Source organism: Acidovorax sp. M2(2025) (assembly GCF_049330835.1).
Classification (GTDB): Bacteria; Pseudomonadota; Gammaproteobacteria; order Burkholderiales; family Burkholderiaceae_C; genus Acidovorax.
The window spans coordinates 3,497,996-3,511,726 of the sequence record NZ_CP186262.1; the positions used below are offsets into that span (position 1 = coordinate 3,497,996).

Below are 13,731 nucleotides of genomic sequence, written 5' to 3' on the forward strand. Positions count from 1 at the left end.
CGTGCCGGCGACGGCCCACCCACCCTTCCTCCATTGTTTCCACCAAGGAAAAAGCCATGAGCGTTTACGACAAGCTGAAAGAACTCAACATCACCCTGCCCCCCGTGTCCGTTCCCGCGGCGGCGTACGTGCCCTACGTGCAGACCGGCAACCTGGTGTTCCTGAGCGGCCACATCGCCCGCAAGGACGGCAAGCCCTGGGCCGCGCAGTTTGGCCGCGACATCGGCACCGAGGAAGGCAAGCAGGCCGCGCGGGGCGTGGCCATCGACCTGATGGGCACGTTGCAGGCCGCTTGCGGCGGCGACCTGAACCGCGTCAAGCGCATCGTCAAGGTGATGAGCCTGGTGAATTCCACCGGCGACTTCACCGAGCAGCACCTGGTGACCAACGGCGCGAGCGAACTGCTGGGCCAGGTGTTTGGCGAAGCGGGCGTGCATGCGCGCAGCGCCTTCGGCGTGGCCCAGATTCCGCTGGGCGCGTGCGTGGAAATCGAGCTGATCGCGGAACTCGCGTAAGCCTGCAACAAGGCCGGCGCGCCCACAGTGCCGGCCGGTGCAGCGCTCTTAAAAAAGGAGCTGCTTGCGCAGATCCACTCTCGATTTCAATGGCAAAACACCTTGAAACCATTGTGCATCAAGCGCTGGCAGCTCCTTCTTTTATAGCGCCGCGTGGTGCTTGACTAAAAGCTTTCCCAGTCGTCTTCCGCCGCCTGCGCAGCGGCTGCCTGCCGCGGGGCTGCAGGGGTGGGGGCGGCCTTCTTGCCCGCCCCGCCCACCGTGGGCGCCGTGGGCGCGCCGGTGCCGCCCAGGCGCGGGGCCGCGGCCGGCGCACGTGCCGCCGGCCCAGCGGCGGGCGCGGCCGCCTGCCGGGCGGCCGACGCGCGCGCCGCGCCGATGGCGGCCTGGGCCGGGCCGTAGCTGGCCGCGTTGACCTTGAAGCGCGACACTTCGCGGGCCAGGTGGTCGGCCTGCTCGCGCAGGCTTTGCGCGGCGGCCGCGCTTTCCTCGACCAGGGCGGCGTTCTGCTGCGTCATCTGGTCCAGGTTGCCAATGGCCTGGTTCACCTGCGCCACACCCGCGCTCTGCTCGGACGAGGCCGCCGTGATCTCGCCGATCATGTCCGTCACCCGCTGCACCGACTGCACGATGTCCGTCATGGTGGCGCCCGCATCGGACACGAGGCGCGACCCCGCTTCCACCCTCTCGACCGAAGCGTTGATCAGCTGCTTGATCTCCTTGGCCGCCTCGGCGCTGCGCTGCGCCAGGCTGCGCACCTCGCTGGCCACCACGGCAAAGCCGCGGCCCTGCTCTCCGGCCCGCGCGGCCTCCACCGCCGCATTCAGGGCCAGGATGTTGGTCTGGAACGCAATGCCGTCGATCACGCCGATGATGTCGGCGATCTTCTTGCTGCTGTGGTTGATGTCTTCCATGGTGGACACCACCTGCGTGACCACCTCGCCGCCCCGCCGCGCCACGCCGGTCGCGCTGGCGGCCAGGCTGCTGGCCTGCTGGGCGCTGCCCGCGCTTTGCTGGATGGTGCTGGTGAACTGCTCCATGGCCGCCGCGGTCTGCTGCAGGTTGCTGGAGGTCTGCTCGGTGCGCGCCGACAGGTCCTGGTTGCCCGTGGCGATCTCGGCGCTGGCAATGGCAATGCTGTCGGTGCTCTGGCGCACCTGGTGCACCATGCGGCCCAGGGCGTCGCTCATGGCATACAGCGAACGCAGCAGGTCGCCGAACTCATCGCTGCGCGTCACCCGCTCGCTCTGGCTCAGGTCGCCGCCCGCGATGCGCTCGGCCAGCCCGTTGGCCTGCTCCAGCGGGCGCTGGATGCTGTTGATGAGGTAGTAGGCCCCGACGATGATGGCCAGCAGCAGCAGGCCCACCGCCACGGCCGCGATCTTCACCGTGAGCATGCGCTCCGACGCCATGGCTGCCTGGGTGGCTGCGGCGTTCTGCTGCTGCTGCTGCACGAACTCGCGCAGCGTGCCCAGGTAGGCGGCCACCGCGGGGTTGTATTTCTGCGCGATCAGCGCGACCGCCTGCTCCTGCTGGCCGCCGGTCTTGAGCTTGCGGGCCTCGCCGCGCAGATCGATCATGGTCTTGCGCGCCGCCGCGATCTTGGTCATCTGCGCCTTGTCCGACTCGGACAGGGCCAGCGATTCCAGCGACTTCTGCACCTCGCTGATCTTGGCGGACGTGGCCGCGATCACATCCTTGAACTCGGCCTCCACCGCCGGGTCGCCGCTCACGATCAGGGCCTGGGTGCGGGCTGCGTTCGTCTCCGTCAGGCCGGCCCAGGTGATGGCCGCCTGCACGCGGGCCTCCATGTCCCGCGCCGCCGCCTCGGAGCGGGCCTGCACCTGCGCGCTGCGGTAGCCGGAGAACCCCACCACCGCCACGAGCAACACCACGATAAGGACCACCGCGAGCCACAACTTGTGGGCCATTCGGAACTGACGGGGCATACCGATCTCCTTTGCGTATTTTTGTAACGCTATGTTGCTCGCATTCTCGAAATTGCACAAACCCACGGAAGTACACGAGGAATTTGCCCGGCCTTGCGCGCCCGGCCGCCCCTCACTCCACGCGCGTCACGGCCGCCGGCTTGAACCCCAGGTCAGCTGCCTTGCCCTTGCGTCCGCGCGCCGCCCGGGCGTTGTTCAGGCTGCGGATTTCCAGCGTTTCGTCGCGCGGCTTGCCGCCGCGCCCCACGCCGTCCAGGCGGACGCTGCGGGTGTAGGCTGCGGCGCCGGCCAGCTGGTCCTTGTCCTCCAGGTCAATGAGCATCAGGCCGCGGCCGCCGTTGGCCATGCTCTTGAGCTCGCTGATCTCGAAGGTGAGGATGCGCCCGCCCACCGACGCACACGCCACATGGGTGGCGGGGGCCAGGGGCTTGCTGCCCGACGTGCCCGCGACATGAGAAGGCACGCACACGGTCTCGCCCTCGCCCAGGGTGATGAAGGCCTTGCCGCCCTTCTGGCGCGAGACCATGTTTTCCACCGCCGCGATGAACCCGTAGCCGCCCGAGCCGGCCAGCAGCAGCTGGGCACCGGCCGGTCCGGCAAAGTAGTGCAGCAGCTGCGTGCCGGACTCCAGCTCGACCAAGGTGGTCACGGGCTGGCCGTCGCCGCGCGCGCCCGGCAGCACCGCGACCGGCACGGAGTACACCCGCCCGTTGCTGCCGAAGGCCAGCAGCGTGTCCACAGTGCGGCATTCAAACGTGCCGTACAGGCCGTCGCCGGCCTTGAAGGCAAAGCTGGCGGCCTCGTGCCCGTGGCCGGTGCGCGCGCGCACCCAGCCCTTTTGCGAGACCACCACGGTGACGGGCTCGTCCACCACCTTCACCTCGGCCACGGCCTTTTTCTCGGCCTGGATCAGCGTGCGGCGCGGGTCGGCGAAGGTCTTCGCGTCGGCCTCGATCTCCTTGACCATGGTGCGGCGCAACGAGCCGGGGTTGTTCAGGATGTCTTCAAGCTTGCCCTGGCTCTCGCGCAGCTCCTTGAGCTCCTGCTCGATCTTGATGGCCTCCAGCCGCGCCAGCTGGCGCAGGCGGATTTCCAGGATGTCCTCGGCCTGGCGGTCGCTCAGGTGGAAGCGCGCGATCAGCGCGGCCTTGGGCTCGTCGCTGTTGCGGATGATGGCAATCACCTCGTCGATGTTGAGCAGCACGGTCTGCCGCCCTTCGAGGATGTGGATGCGCTCCAGCACCTTGTCCAGCCGGTGCTGGCTGCGGCGGGTGATGGTGGTCTGGCGGAAGGCAATCCACTCTTCCAGCATCTGCCGCAGCGACTTCTGCACCGGCTTGCCGTCCAGCCCCACCATCGTGAGGTTGATGGGCGCCGAGGTTTCCAGGCTGGTGTGGGCCAGCAGGGCGGTGATCAGCTCCTGCTGCGGGGTCTTGCCGGTCTTGGGCTCGAACACCAGACGCACCGGCGCATCCTTGCTCGATTCGTCGCGCACCACGTCCAGCACGGCCAGCATGCTGGCCTTGAGCTGGGTCTGCTCCTGGCTCAGGGCCTTCTTGCCGGCCTTGACCTTGGGGTTGGTGATTTCCTCGATTTCCTCGAGCACGCGCTGGGTGCTGACGCCCGGAGGCAGTTCGTTGACCACCAGCTGCCACTGGCCGCGCGCCAGGTCCTCGATCTTCCAGCGCGCGCGCACCTTCAGGCTGCCCCGGCCGGTGCGGTACGCGTCGGCAATGTCGCCCGGGCTGCTGATGATCTGCCCGCCGCCCGGGTAGTCCGGCCCCGGCACGATGGCCAGCAGCTCCTCCTGGCTGAGCGCGGGGGTCTTGATGAGCGCAATGCAGGCGTCGGCGATCTCGCGCAGGTTGTGGCTGGGAATTTCGGTGGCCAGGCCCACGGCGATGCCGCTGGCGCCGTTGAGCAGCGCAAACGGCAGGCGGGCGGGCAGCTGGCGCGGCTCCTGCGTGCTGCCGTCGTAGTTGGGCATGAAGTCGACCGTGCCCTCGTCGATCTCGTCGAGCAGCAAGGTGGTGATGCGCGACAGGCGGGCCTCGGTGTAGCGCATGGCCGCGGCGCCGTCGCCGTCGCGGCTGCCGAAGTTGCCCTGGCCGTCGATCAGCGGGTAGCGCTGCGCAAAGTCCTGCGCCATGCGCACCAGTGCGTCGTAGGCAGACTGGTCGCCATGCGGGTGGAAGCGGCCCAGCACATCGCCCACCACACGGGCGCTCTTGACCGGCTTGGCCGGGCTGTTGCGCGTGGGTCCGCTGTAGCCCAGGCCCATCTGGTCCATGGCGTACAGAATGCGCCGCTGCACGGGCTTGAGGCCGTCGCACACGTCGGGCAGCGCGCGGCCCTTGACGACCGACAGGGCGTATTCAAGGTAGGCGCGCTGGGCATAGCCGCCCAGGTCCAGGGCGTCTGCGCCGCCGTCGCCCGCGGTAGTGAAATCCAAGATAGGTTGGTCGCTCATTCGTTCGCTAAGAAAGTTCAGTCACGGGCTGCGGGAAGCTCTCCCGCTCGCGGCGCCGCCGGGGGCGGCAGGTTGCCGCGGAGGTGGGCGCCGCCAGAGAGTTCCATGCGCACGCGGCCGGTGGCGGCGCGCTGGGTGCGCACCAGGTCGGGCGGCTTGAGCTGGGCATACAGCCCGAGCACCGTGCGCACGTAGTTCTGGGTTTCCTTGAAGGCGGGAATCTGGTTGCCGGCACGCTGCACGGCCCCCTCCCCCGCGTTGTAGGCCGCCACCGCCAGGTCGGTGCGGCCGGGGAACAGGTCCAGCAGGTAGCGCAGGTAGCGCGTGCCGGTGGGCACGTTGACGGCCGGGTCGGCCAGCTTCTGCTCCACGCTGCGGCGGGTGTCGCCGCGCACGCCAAAGCGGCTGGCGGTGTCCGGCATGACCTGCATGAGCCCCACGGCGCCGCGGGGCGAGACGGCGGTGGCGTCAAAGCCGGATTCGGTCGCGATCACGGCCTGCAGGAGCTCGTAGTCCACCCCGTGCTGGCTGGCCGCGGCGCGCAGGTGGTGCTTTACGCGCTTGTAGTCGGGCGCAATGTCGAAAAATGCCCGCAGGCGCGCGCCCTCGGCGGGCAGTGCATGGGGCAGGGACAGCGTGCCTGCGGGCATGTCGCGCGACGAGTCGAATGCGTGCCCCCGGAAGAACAGCTCGTACCGCGCGTCCACCTGCTCGGGGGCAAAGTGCGTCACGCCGCGCTCATCCACCCGCGCCCACAGGTCCGCGCGGGCCCCCTGCTGGGCCAGGCACAGCAGCAAGAGGATGAGGGCGGGGCGCCAGCGGCCGGTGGTGAGGTAATGCATCATGGCGCACTGCAGCCGCCGCAAGCGTCAGATATCGATCTCGACCGCGTCGCCATGCAATTCCATCAGTTCCCGGCGCGCCGCGGCCTCGCCCTTGCCCATGAGCTTGGTGATGAGCCCTTCGGTGGCGGCAAAGTCCAGGTTGCCGAACTGCACGGGCAGCAGGCGCCGGGTGTCCGGGTTGAGTGTCGTTTCCCACAATTGTTCCGCGTTCATCTCGCCCAGGCCCTTGAAACGGCTGACCTGGCATTTCTCGCGCGGCACGCCGTCCTTGGCGCACTTGTCGAGGATGGCGTTGAGTTCGCCGTCGTCCAGCGCGTACATCTTGGCGGCCGGCTTCTTGCCCCGGGCCGGCACATCCACGCGGAACAGCGGCGGCCGCGCCACGTAAATATTGCCCGCCTCGATGAGCTTGGGAAAGTGGCGGAAGAACAGCGTCAGCAGCAGCACCTGGATGTGCGAGCCGTCCACGTCCGCGTCGGAGAGGATGCAGATCTTGCCATAGCGCAGGCCGCTCAGGTCGGGGTTGTCGGCGGGCCCGTGCGGATCCACGCCGATGGCCACGGAGATGTCGTGGATCTCGTTGTTGGCAAACAGGCGGTCGCGCTCCACCTCCCAGGTGTTGAGCACCTTGCCGCGCAGGGGCAGGACGGCCTGGGTCTCCTTGTCGCGGCCCATCTTGGCGCTGCCGCCGGCCGAGTCGCCCTCCACCAGGAACACTTCGTTGTGGCGGACGTCGCGGCTTTCGCAGTCGGTGAGCTTGCCGGGCAGCACGGCCACGCCGGAGCCCTTGCGCTTTTCCACCTTCTGCCCGGCCTTCTGGCGGGTCTGCGCGGCCTTGATGGCCAGCTCGGCCAGCTTCTTGCCGTACTCCACATGCTGGTGCAGCCACAGCTCCAGCGCCGGGCGCACAAAGCCGCTGACCAGCCGCACCGCGTCGCGGGAGTTCAGGCGCTCCTTGATCTGGCCCTGGAATTGCGGGTCCAGCACCTTGGCGGACAGCACGTAGCTGGCGCGGGCAAACACGTCCTCGGGCAGAAGCTTGACGCCCTTGGGGGCCAGGCTGTGCAGTTCGATGAAGCTCTTGACCGCGTTGAACAGGCCGTCACGCAGCCCGCTGTCGTGCGTGCCCCCGGCGCTGGTGGGAATCAGGTTGACATAGCTCTCGCGCACCGGAGCCCCTTCTTCCGTGAAGGCCACGGCCCAGGCTGCGCCTTCGCCTTCGGCAAAGCTCTCGTTGCCGCTGTCGGCAAAGCCTTCGCCTTCAAACAGCGGAATAACGGGGTCGGCCGCAAGGGTCTGGGCAAGGTAGTCGCGCAGGCCGCCCTTGTACTGCCAGGTCTGGGTGTCGCGCGCTTTCTCGTTGACGAGCTGCACGGTCACGCCCGGCATCAGCACGGCCTTGCTGCGCAGCAGATGGGTCAGCTCGCCCAGGGGCAGCACGCTGGATTCAAAGTACTTGGGGTCGGGCCACACGCGCACCGAGGTGCCCTGCTTGCGCTCGCCCGCCTCCAGCGGGCGGACCACCAGGGGCTCCACCACGTCGCCGGCGGAAAACACCAGCCGCGCCGCCTTGCCTTCGCGGAAGCTGGTGGCCTCCAGCCGGGTGGCCAGCGCATTGGTGACCGACACCCCCACGCCGTGCAGGCCGCCGGAAAAGCTGTAGGCCCCACCCTTGCCCTTGTCGAACTTGCCGCCCGCGTGCAGGCGGGTGTAGACCAGCTCGATCACCGGAGCGTTTTCCTCAGGGTGCAGGCCGAACGGGATGCCGCGGCCGTCGTCCTCCACGCTCACCGAGCCGTCGGCGTGCAGCGTGACGCGGATCTTCTTGCCAAAGCCGGCCAGGGCCTCGTCGGCCGCGTTGTCCAGCACCTCCTGGATGATGTGCAGGGGGTTGTCGGTGCGGGTGTACATGCCCGGGCGCTGCTTGACGGGCTCCAGGCCCTTGAGCACGCGGATGGAACCTTCGGAATATTCAGCGGATGCGGAAGCGGGTTTGACTGCCATGGGCGCGGATTGTAGTGCGCCCCCTGCACAAAGGCTGGATATAAAAACAGGCAACCACCCCGCGTGGAGGCCCAAAGACGGCCCAGGACCTCTCACGCAGGGGTCGCGCCCGCCGACAACGCCCCTGCCCGGCAGAGGGCGGGAAGATTCGTTACATTCCTGCGCATGCATACGAATCCACCAAAACTGTCCATGGCCCAGGTGCTCGCCTGCGGCGCTGCCGTCGTCACCCTGTCGATGGGCATCCGGCACGGCTTTGGCCTGTGGCTGCTGCCCATCACGCAGGAGATGGGGTGGAACCGCCAGTCGTTCGCCCTGGCCATCGCAGTGCAAAACCTGTCCTGGGGGCTGATCGGCATCTTTGCCGGCATGGTGGCCGACCGGTTCGGCGCTTTCCGGGTGCTGATGGGCGGGGCGGTCCTTTATGGACTGGGCCTTGCGGGGATGGCCCTGTCGCCCACGCCGCTGGTGTTCACGCTGACCGCCGGGGTGCTGATCGGCGCCGCCCAGGCCGGCACCACCTACGCCGTCATCTACGGCGTGCTGGGGCGGCAGATCGCCCCCGAGCGGCGCTCATGGGCCATGGGCGTGGCCGCTGCGGCGGGCTCGTTCGGCCAGTTCCTGATGGTGCCCGTGGAGGGCTGGCTGATCGCCGGGCTGGGCTGGCAGCAGGCCCTGCTGGCGCTGTCGCTGCTGGTGCTGCTGATCGTGCCCCTGGCGTTCGGCCTGCGCGAGCCGGGCTTCACGGCGGCCGCGGCCTCGGCCCGGCGCGAGCAGACGGTGCTGCAGGCGCTGTCGGAGGCGTTCCGGTACCCCAGCTTCAACCTGCTGATGGCCGGGTACTTCGTGTGCGGCTTCCAGGTGGTGTTCATTGGCGTGCACATGCCCAGCTATCTGAAGGACCATGGCCTCTCGCCCCAGGTGGCCAGCTACGCGCTGGCACTGATCGGGCTGTTCAATGTGCTGGGCACCTACGTGGCCGGCACGCTGGGCCAGCGCATGCCCAAGCGGCACATCCTGGCCTTCATCTATTTCGCGCGGGCCGTGGCCATCAGCGTGTTTTTGCTCGTGCCGCTGTCGCCGCTGTCGGTGTACGTGTTCTCCGCGGTGATGGGATCGCTCTGGCTCTCGACCGTGCCGCCCACCAACGCCACCATCGCGCAGATCTTCGGCGTGCAGCACCTGTCGATGCTGGGCGGCTTCGTGTTCTTCAGCCACCAGATCGGCAGCTTCCTGGGCGTATGGCTGGGCGGCTACCTGTACGATGCCACCGGCAGCTACGATATCGTGTGGTACATCGCCATCGGCCTGGGCATCTTTGCCGGGCTGGTGAACCTTCCCGTCAAGGAAAGCCCTATCCGCCGCGCCCCGGCCGCCGCCTCCGCTTCCTCAGCATCCCCCGCCTGAGCCCGCGCCGATCCTTCCCGCCCCCCCATGCGCACCCCGCACGCAACCCCATCCCCCGCCCAGCCCACCCAGGCCCGGCGCCCGGGCGGCCTGCGCTGGCTGGGCTGGACCGTGGCGGCACTGGCCTGCCTGGCCGTGTTCGGCCTCTACACCGCCAGCGATTTCATGGTAATGGTGGCCGACCAGCTGTGGAGCTGCTTCTAGGAGCTTCGCCTCGAAATCCGCCAGCAGAACGGATAGAGTTCCCGGACCTGTCGGCAAGCCCGCAGGGGGCGCTGGCCAGACTTTGAGGTTTTTTGGGCTCCAGCGCTTTACCAGCAAGCGCTGAAAGCTATATTTTTAATAGCAAACTACATGCACGGAACCGAAGCCCCGTCCGAATGGGTGTGCCGCTGGGCGCACCTCATCCCGCCCAAGGGCCGCGTGCTCGACGTGGCCTGCGGCGCCGGCCGCCATCTCCGCTGGCTCCACGGCCAGGGGATGCAGGTCACGGGGGTGGACCGCTCGCCCGAGGCGCTGGCCGCATGCCAAGGGCTGGGCGAGCTGGTTTGCGCGGACATCGAGAACGGGCCCTGGCCCTTTGCCGGACGCCAGTTCGATGCGGTGGTGGTCACCCATTACCTGTGGCGCCCCTTGCTGCCCACGCTCGTTGCCAGCGTGGCTGCCGGCGGCGTGCTCCTGTATGAAACCTTTGCGCGCGGCCAGGGCAGCGTGGGCCGGCCGGCGCGGGCCGAATTCCTGCTGGAGCCCGGCGAACTGCTGCACGCCTGCGCGGGCCTGCGCGTGGTGGGCTACGAGGACGGGTTCGCGGAAGAACCCGCGCGTTTCGTGCAGCGCGTCACGGCCGTGCGGGAACTCCCGGACACGCAGGCGCCCCAACGACATCTTTTGCCCGCGCGCACTCGTTAGAATGCCCTTTTACCGTTCACCACTGCGGACATGACTTCTTCTTCCGTGCCACTCACCGGCAGCATCGTCGCCCTCGTCACCCCCATGCTGGAAGACGGCAGCGTGGACTACCCCACCCTGCGCAAGCTCATCGACTGGCACATCGCCGAAGGCACCGACTGCATTGGCGTGGTGGGCACCACGGGCGAATCGCCCACGGTGAACGTGGAAGAGCACTGCGAGATCATCCGCGTGGCCGTGGAACAGGCCGCCAAGCGCGTGCCCATCATGGCCGGCTGCGGCGCCAACTCCACGGCCGAAGCCATCGAGCTGGCGCGGTTCGCCAAGAAGGTGGGCGCCGACAGCCAGCTGCAGGTCGTGCCCTACTACAACAAGCCCACGCAAGAGGGCCAGTACCAGCACTTCAAGGCCATCGCCGAAGCCACGGGCGACCTGCCCATCGTGCTGTACAACGTGCCCGGCCGCTCGGTGGCCGATATGCAGCACGACACCGTGCTGCGCCTGGCCCAGGTGCCCGGCATCATCGGCATCAAGGAAGCCACCGGCAACATCGAGCGCGCGCAGTGGCTCATCCGCGACGTACCCCAGGGCTTTGGCGTGTACTCGGGCGACGACCCTACCGCCGTGGCGCTCATGCTGTGCGGCGGCCAGGGCAACATCAGCGTGACGGCCAACGTGGCGCCGCGCCTGATGCACGAGCTGTGCGTGGCAGCCATTGCGGGCAACGTGAAGCGGGCCATGGAAATCCAGTTCCAGCTCCTGCCCGTGCACAAGCACCTGTTCGTGGAAGCCAACCCCATTCCCGTGAAGTGGGCCATGGCGCGCATGGGACTGTGCGGCGGCACCATGCGCCTGCCCATGACCCCGCTGTCCCCCGGCAACGAAGCCACCGTCGAATCCGCGCTGCGCACCAGCGGCCTGATCTGAACCCGGGCCGCGCCCGCTCCCTGAGACACCACTCTCCCGAGGATTTCCGCGTGAAAGCTGCTACCACCCGTCTGGGCCTGCTGGCCCTTGCCATGGCCCTGTCCGCCTGCGCCGCCCTGGAAGGGGACAAGATCGACTACAAGAGCGCCGCCAAGGGCTCCACCCTGGAGGTTCCTCCCGATCTGACGCAGCTGTCGCGCGACTCGCGCTACGCCGTGCCGGGCGGGACGGTCTCCGCCGCTGCCCTGCAGGCCGGCCAGGCGGCCCAGCCCTCGGGCACGGCCAATGCAGCCGCCCTGCAGCTGGGCGACGTGCGCATCGAGCGCGACGGCAGCCAGCGCTGGCTGGTGGTCAACCGCCCGGCTGACAAGCTCTGGGAGCCGGTGCGCGACTTCTGGCAGGAAAACGGTTTCAACCTCGACCAAGCCGACGCCAATGTCGGCATCATGGAGACGGACTGGGCCGAGAACCGCGCCAAGCTGCCCCAGGACTTCATCCGCTCGACCATCGGCAAGCTGATGGACTCCCTGTATTCCACCGGCGAACGCGACAAGTTCCGCACGCGCCTGGAACGCACGGCCAACGGCGGCACCGAGATCTACATCACCCACCGCGGCATGATCGAGGTCTACAACACCCAGGCCAAGGACAACACCATCTGGCAGCCTCGCCCATCCGACCCCGAACTGGAAACCGAATTCCTGCGCCGCCTGATGGTCAAGCTGGGCGTGAGCCAGGAGCAATCCAAGGCCGTGGCTGCCGCGCCCGCCGCGCCGCGCGCGCAGGCCGCCCGCATGGCCACCGTGGGCAACCAGCCGGTGGTTCAGCTGGACGAAGGCTTTGACCGCGCATGGCGCCGCGTGGGCCTGGCCCTGGACCGCACCGGCTTCACTGTCGAGGACCGCAACCGCAACGAGGGCACGTACTTCGTGCGCTATGTGGCCCCGAATGCAGACAAGAAGGAGCCCGGCTTCTTCGGCAAGCTGTTCAGCGGCTCGTCGGCCGCCACGCCGCCCCTGAAGTACCGCATCGTGGTGCGCAGCCAGGGCGACGCCAGCACGGTGTCGGTGCTCAACGAAGCCGGCGCCCCCGAGACCTCGGCCAACGCCGAGCGCATCGTGCGCGTGATTGCCGACGACCTGAAGTAAACAACAAAGCCCTGCCGCTCCCGCACGGCCCGGCCGTGCGCACTCCCTGCCGCCGGCCAACCGCGCGGCACAGGCGCAGGCGGGCAGTGGCCGCCGTCCGTCCCTCCCCTCGGCACCTTCGCCTTCGTTCGGCCTCTGCCCATGCTGCGATTCAAGAACCTGGGCAGCGGCAGCACGGGCAACGCCACCGTGGTGGAGGGCCGCAGCGGCACGCAAGTGGCCCGGCTGCTGGTGGACTGCGGACTGGGCATCCGGCAGCTGCAGACGCGCCTGGCACAGGCAGATCTGGGCCTCGAGGACCTGGACGCCCTGTTCATCACCCACGAGCATTCCGACCACGTCGGGTGCGCCCGCGCCGTGGCAACGCGGTTCCGCATTCCGGTATGGATGAGCCTGGGCACCTACACGGCCCTGGGCGAGCCGGATTTCGACGGCATGCTGCGCATCGCCCACGACATGGAACCGCTGGACCTGGGCGCCTTCTGCGCCCTGCCGTTTGCCGTGCCGCACGACGCCCGCGAGCCCCTGCAGCTGCGCTGCTCGGACGGCGCGAGCCATGCGGGCATCGTCACCGACCTGGGCCACGCCAGCGACCATGTACTGCAGCAGCTGCAGGGCTGCCACGCCCTGATGATCGAAGCCAACCACGACCCGGAGCTGCTGCAGAACTCCAGCTACCCCCCGTTCCTGAAGCGGCGGGTGGGCGGACTCTACGGGCACCTGGCTAACACTGCGACGGCAGGCATCCTCCAGGCCGTCCGGCACCCCGGACTGCGGTGCGTGGTGGCGGCGCACCTGAGCGCGCGCAACAACCTCCCCGCCCTGGCGCAGCAGGCACTGGGAGCGGCCCTGGACTGGCCCGCCGAGGCCATCCAGGTGGCCAGCCCGACCACCGGCACGGCCTGGATAGAGGTCCCCACCTAGAACCTGTTGACGATCTCGCAGGGGGATCGCTTGGAGCACCATCGTGAGGGAGATGAATGCTTCGGATGCGCCGCATGGGCTCGTGCCCCTGGGCCGGCCAAAAACAAAAAAGCCCCGACCTTGCGGTACGGGGCTTCCGGGTGTGCGGGCCTCTCGGTCCGCCCTACCGCGAAGACAAGCGCTTACTTGGCTGCGGATGCGCCAGCGGCTGCGGAAGCAGCTGCGTCGGCAGCGGCCTTGGCAGCGTCAGCAGCAGGAGCAGCTTCGGACGCAGCAGGAGCGGCGGGAGCGGCTTCGGAAGCGGCAGGAGCGGGAGCAGCAGCAGGTGCCTCCACTGCAGGAGCGGGAGCCGGTGCAGGAGCGGGCTCTTCCTTCTTGCCGCAGGCGGCGAGGGCAGCAGCAGCAATCAGGGCGGCCAGAACGAGAGAATTCTTCATTTCGATTTTCCTATTTGGACAGACAGAATCTTGAAAAGCCACGGCGTCAGGCTCCTGGAAGCCCCGGCACGCATGGACGGTGCGCTTGGCTTGCACCACTTCGGCGCAGCCATGGATTATATTGGCTTTCAGTCAATAGTGACTAACACTGACGAAACCTTTACGCCCACTTGACACGCCACAAAGCAAAAAATAG

At 68.3% G+C, this 13,731-nt stretch carries 12 protein-coding genes; 7 read left to right on the forward strand and 5 right to left on the reverse strand.

The window, feature by feature from the left end:
* The first annotated feature begins 56 nt into the window (after positions 1-56).
* A complete protein-coding gene (locus ACOYR3_RS16150; protein WP_422843344.1) occupies positions 57-515 on the forward strand; it encodes a RidA family protein in 459 nt (152 codons plus the stop codon).
* A 164-nt stretch (positions 516-679) separates the two neighbouring features.
* Here ACOYR3_RS16150 and ACOYR3_RS16155 read toward each other — a convergent pair whose 3' ends face one another.
* The 4 genes from ACOYR3_RS16155 to ACOYR3_RS16170 all read right to left on the reverse strand — a co-directional run bounded on the left by ACOYR3_RS16155 (position 680) and on the right by ACOYR3_RS16170 (position 7,783).
* Positions 680-2,464 carry a methyl-accepting chemotaxis protein gene (locus ACOYR3_RS16155; protein WP_422843345.1) on the reverse strand — a complete coding sequence of 595 codons (1,785 nt, stop codon included), beginning with the start codon at positions 2,462-2,464 and terminating at the stop codon, positions 680-682.
* A 112-nt stretch (positions 2,465-2,576) separates the two neighbouring features.
* Positions 2,577-4,934 carry a DNA topoisomerase IV subunit A gene (parC, locus tag ACOYR3_RS16160; RefSeq protein ID WP_422843346.1) on the reverse strand — a complete coding sequence of 786 codons (2,358 nt, stop codon included), beginning with the start codon at positions 4,932-4,934 and terminating at the stop codon, positions 2,577-2,579.
* A gap of 17 nt (positions 4,935-4,951) precedes the next feature.
* Positions 4,952-5,779 carry a lytic transglycosylase domain-containing protein gene (locus ACOYR3_RS16165; RefSeq protein WP_422843347.1) on the reverse strand — a complete coding sequence of 276 codons (828 nt, stop codon included), beginning with the start codon at positions 5,777-5,779 and terminating at the stop codon, positions 4,952-4,954.
* A 24-nt stretch (positions 5,780-5,803) separates the two neighbouring features.
* Positions 5,804-7,783, reverse strand: a complete 1,980-nt coding sequence (locus ACOYR3_RS16170) for a DNA topoisomerase IV subunit B (RefSeq protein ID WP_422843348.1) — start codon at positions 7,781-7,783, stop codon at positions 5,804-5,806.
* 165 nt (positions 7,784-7,948) lie between these two features.
* Between ACOYR3_RS16170 and ACOYR3_RS16175 the strand changes: the two genes are divergently transcribed.
* The 6 genes from ACOYR3_RS16175 (at position 7,949) to ACOYR3_RS16200 (ending at position 13,098) form a co-directional block, all read left to right on the forward strand.
* Complete coding sequence (locus ACOYR3_RS16175; RefSeq protein WP_422843349.1) at positions 7,949-9,190, forward strand: MFS transporter; 1,242 nt, start codon at positions 7,949-7,951, stop codon at positions 9,188-9,190.
* A gap of 27 nt (positions 9,191-9,217) precedes the next feature.
* Positions 9,218-9,394: a hypothetical protein gene (locus tag ACOYR3_RS16180; RefSeq protein ID WP_422843350.1), complete on the forward strand. Its 177-nt coding sequence runs from the start codon at positions 9,218-9,220 to the stop codon at positions 9,392-9,394.
* A gap of 150 nt (positions 9,395-9,544) precedes the next feature.
* Entirely contained in the window at positions 9,545-10,099 is a 555-nt protein-coding gene (locus ACOYR3_RS16185; RefSeq protein WP_422843351.1) for a class I SAM-dependent methyltransferase, read from the forward strand.
* A gap of 30 nt (positions 10,100-10,129) precedes the next feature.
* Entirely contained in the window at positions 10,130-11,026 is an 897-nt protein-coding gene (gene dapA / locus ACOYR3_RS16190; protein ID WP_422843352.1) for a 4-hydroxy-tetrahydrodipicolinate synthase, read from the forward strand.
* A 50-nt stretch (positions 11,027-11,076) separates the two neighbouring features.
* The gene (gene bamC / locus ACOYR3_RS16195) at positions 11,077-12,174 is read left to right on the forward strand and encodes an outer membrane protein assembly factor BamC (RefSeq protein WP_422843353.1); all 1,098 of its coding nucleotides are present in this window, start codon (positions 11,077-11,079) and stop codon (positions 12,172-12,174) included.
* A 141-nt stretch (positions 12,175-12,315) separates the two neighbouring features.
* On the forward strand, positions 12,316-13,098 hold the full coding sequence (locus tag ACOYR3_RS16200; RefSeq protein ID WP_422843354.1) for an MBL fold metallo-hydrolase: 783 nt from the start codon (positions 12,316-12,318) through the stop codon (positions 13,096-13,098).
* 182 nt (positions 13,099-13,280) lie between these two features.
* On the opposite strand, the gene ACOYR3_RS16205 is transcribed toward ACOYR3_RS16200, so the two are convergent.
* Entirely contained in the window at positions 13,281-13,535 is a 255-nt protein-coding gene (locus ACOYR3_RS16205; protein WP_291487749.1) for a hypothetical protein, read from the reverse strand.
* Positions 13,536-13,731 lie beyond the last annotated feature (196 nt).